The 2,821-nt window shown below is 65.9% G+C and carries 4 protein-coding genes; all 4 read left to right on the top strand.

Annotation, left to right across the window (positions count from 1 at the left end; genetic code table 11):
• Positions 1 to 622: extracellular solute-binding protein (locus tag Q0R63_RS22610; protein WP_295702360.1), on the top strand; the 622-nt coding region annotated here is incomplete at its 5' end.
• Between the two features lie 65 nt (positions 623 to 687).
• Positions 688 to 1,566, top strand: a complete 879-nt coding sequence (locus Q0R63_RS22615; protein ID WP_295702361.1) for a sugar ABC transporter permease — start codon at positions 688 to 690, stop codon at positions 1,564 to 1,566.
• Positions 1,563 to 2,438, top strand: a complete 876-nt coding sequence (locus tag Q0R63_RS22620) for a carbohydrate ABC transporter permease (protein ID WP_295702362.1) — start codon at positions 1,563 to 1,565, stop codon at positions 2,436 to 2,438. Before Q0R63_RS22615 ends, Q0R63_RS22620 begins: the two co-directional genes overlap by 4 nt.
• Before the next feature lie 20 nt (positions 2,439 to 2,458).
• Positions 2,459 to 2,821: GntR family transcriptional regulator (locus Q0R63_RS22625; protein ID WP_295702363.1), on the top strand; the 363-nt coding region annotated here is incomplete at its 3' end.

Here is a 2,821-nt window from a genome sequence, read left to right on the forward strand (position 1 = left end):
GGGCGGCAGCTGGACGACTTCCGACGGTAAGGCGAACCTGAACACCCCGGAGGCGCAGAAGGCGGTCAAGCTGTATGCCGACATCTACAAGAACGGGTGGACCTCCCCGGACAGCTCGCAGGCCGAGTTCCCCGAGACCCAGGCGGCCCTGAAGTCGGGCAATGCCGCGTTCGCGATCCAGTGGTCGGCTGGCTTCGCCGAGCTCAACGACAAGACCAAGTCGCCGGACGTGGCCGGCAAGATGGCCATTGCCCCGGTCCCCGGTCAAAAGACCCACGTCCACGCCTTGGCGGTCGCCCTCAACAAGTACGCCACGAACAAGGGCGCCGCGACCAAGTTCCTTAACTACCTCGCCAGGCCCGAGGCGATGGCCACGTACGCGCAGGCCGGAGGGATCCCGGCGATGCCGAAGGTCCTGGCCGATAAGGCGTCGATCAACCCGGCGTTCCCCATGATCGCCGAGTCCATCGACAAGTACGGATACGCCGAACCGGTCTTCCCGAAGACCTTTCAGGCGTACAGCAAGCTGGCCGAAGCCCTCAGTGGTGCATGGGTGGGCACCGTTGACCCCGCCAGCGCGCTCAAGACCGCCGACGACAACCTTCAGACCCTCCTGAAGTAAGGGGCCACGGGTGCGTCATGCACGCCGATCATCGTGCATGACGCGCCCGGTCCAGAGAGGCTGAGATGTCCGTCCACGGTCAAGCCGGCAGCCGCAGCGCTAAGTGGGTCCTCGGCGCCCCCATCATCTTGTTCACCGCCATCTTCGTTGTCTTCCCGGTCTTCCAAGGCATCCAGACCAGCTTCTACGACCTGACGTTGCAGCAGCCTGTCGCGCCGTTCGCGGGCCTGAAGAACTATCAGGACCTGTTCTCCTCACCCGGCTTCCTGGACGCGGCAAAGTTCACCGTCGGGTTCGCCCTGGCCGTCACGGCGGCCGAGACGGTGCTCGGGTTCTGCTTGGCCCTGCTGGTGAACCGGGCGTTCCCTGCGAAGAAGGTGTTCTTTACGATGCTACTCGTGCCGATCATGATCGCGCCCGCGCTGCTCGGGGTGATGTTCCGGCTGCTGCTGAACGGCGACATCGGGCTTATCCCCGCCCTGTTGGACAAGATCGGGCTGCAGGTATCTCTCTTCGCGCCAGGGTCGGTCGTGCCGTTGCTGGTGGTGCTCGACGTCCTGCAGTGGACCCCCTTCACGTTCCTAATCATCTACGCCGGACTGCAGTCGTTCCCCACGGACCTGCTCGAAGCTGCGCAGATCGACGGAGCCGGCCGGTTGCGCACCCTCGTCTCGGTGCTGATCCCGATCATGAAACCTGTCCTCTTCGCCGCCGTGTTCCTGCGCCTCATCGACGCCATACGAACCTTCGACGTCATCTATGTGCTGACCGCGGGGGGCCCGGGGACCAAGACCACCACCTTGAGCATCTTCATCTACAAGACCGCTTTCGAGTCCGGTGGCTTCGGCCTGGCCGCAGCAGCCTCGACGGTGATCATGATCGTGCTCCTGCCGCTGGTCCCGCTGCTGGTCAAGCGGATCGCCGGTCAGGGGAACCCGGCGTGAGCACCACGTCACGCAAGCCCGCGATGACGACGAAACCGGCTGCGCCCAGGTCACGCAAACGCAGGGCGTGGGGTACCACAGCCGCGGTCGGCACCATGGCGCTCGTGGTCAACATCCCCTGGTTGAATGCCCTGCTGGTCAGCTTCCGGACCGAGGGCGACATCGGCCGCGGTGCCCTGTCGACCCACCTCGCTCCCACCCTCGAGCACTACCAGAACGCCCTCGGCGCAGCGGGATACGACTTCCCGCGCTTCTTCCTCAACTCCACCCTCATCGCCCTCGGCGCGGTAGCCCTGGTCCTGGTCATCGCCATCCCCGGCACGTATGCCGCGGTGCGGCTCGGGTTCGGTGGGCGCCTGGTCATGAACGCCTCGAGCGGGCTGCGGCTGCTGCCGGCCATCTTCTTCGCGGTTCCCTACTTCCTGCTGATGTCGAACCTGCACCTCCTCGACACCGTCCCCTCGCTGGTGTTGGCGAACACGTTCCTCAACCTGCCCCTGGGGATCATCCTGCTCAGTGCCGGGTTCCGGGATGTCCCCATCGAGGTCGAGGAGGCCGCCTGGGTGGACGGGGCAAGCACCTACCGGACCTTGTACTCCGTGGTCCTGCCCATGCTCGCGCCCACCCTGGTCGCCGTCGCCGTGCTGGTGTTCATCTTCACCTGGAACGACTACCTGTTCGCGCTGATCCTGTCCACCTCCAACGCCACCCCCGTCACCCTCGGCGCCGCCAACTTCGTCACCAGCACGGGGATCCGGTGGGGCGACATCTCCGCAGCGACCGTCCTGTCCACCCTGCCGCCGGTGCTGTTCGCCGTCTTCGCGCAGCGCTACCTCGTCAGCGGCCTGTCGTCCGGGGCAGTGAAAGGCTGATGGTGACCGTGACCCCATCGGTGAGCGACCGTCGACCGCCGAAGTACGAGGTCCTCGCCGCCGCCCTGGAGGAACGGGTCGGCGCCATGGACGCGCACGACGCGCTACCCACGGAACGGGAGCTGCTCGAGGAGTTCCAGGTCAGCCGCACCACCGTGCGTCAGGCCATCCAACGCCTCATCCGTCAGGGGCTGGTCTACAACGTGCAAGGGTCTGGTACCTACGTCGCGAACCCGGCGGTCGTCTCCAAAACGCTGCGCCTGACGAGCTTCACCGAGGACATGCGCCAACGCGGCCTCGAGCCGTCCAGCACCATCCTCGAGCAGCAGACCGTCGCTGCCACGCCCCAGCTCGCGGCCCAACTCCACCTCACTGCTGGTGAC

It is taken from the genome of Lapillicoccus sp., assembly GCF_025353065.1.
GTDB lineage: Bacteria > Actinomycetota > Actinomycetes > Actinomycetales > Dermatophilaceae > Lapillicoccus.

Coding starts and splice junctions, on each gene's coding strand:
- Q0R63_RS22615 (WP_295702361.1), top strand. CDS start 688: ATGTCCGTCCACGGTCAAGCCGGCAGCCGCAGCGCTAAGTGGGTCCTC.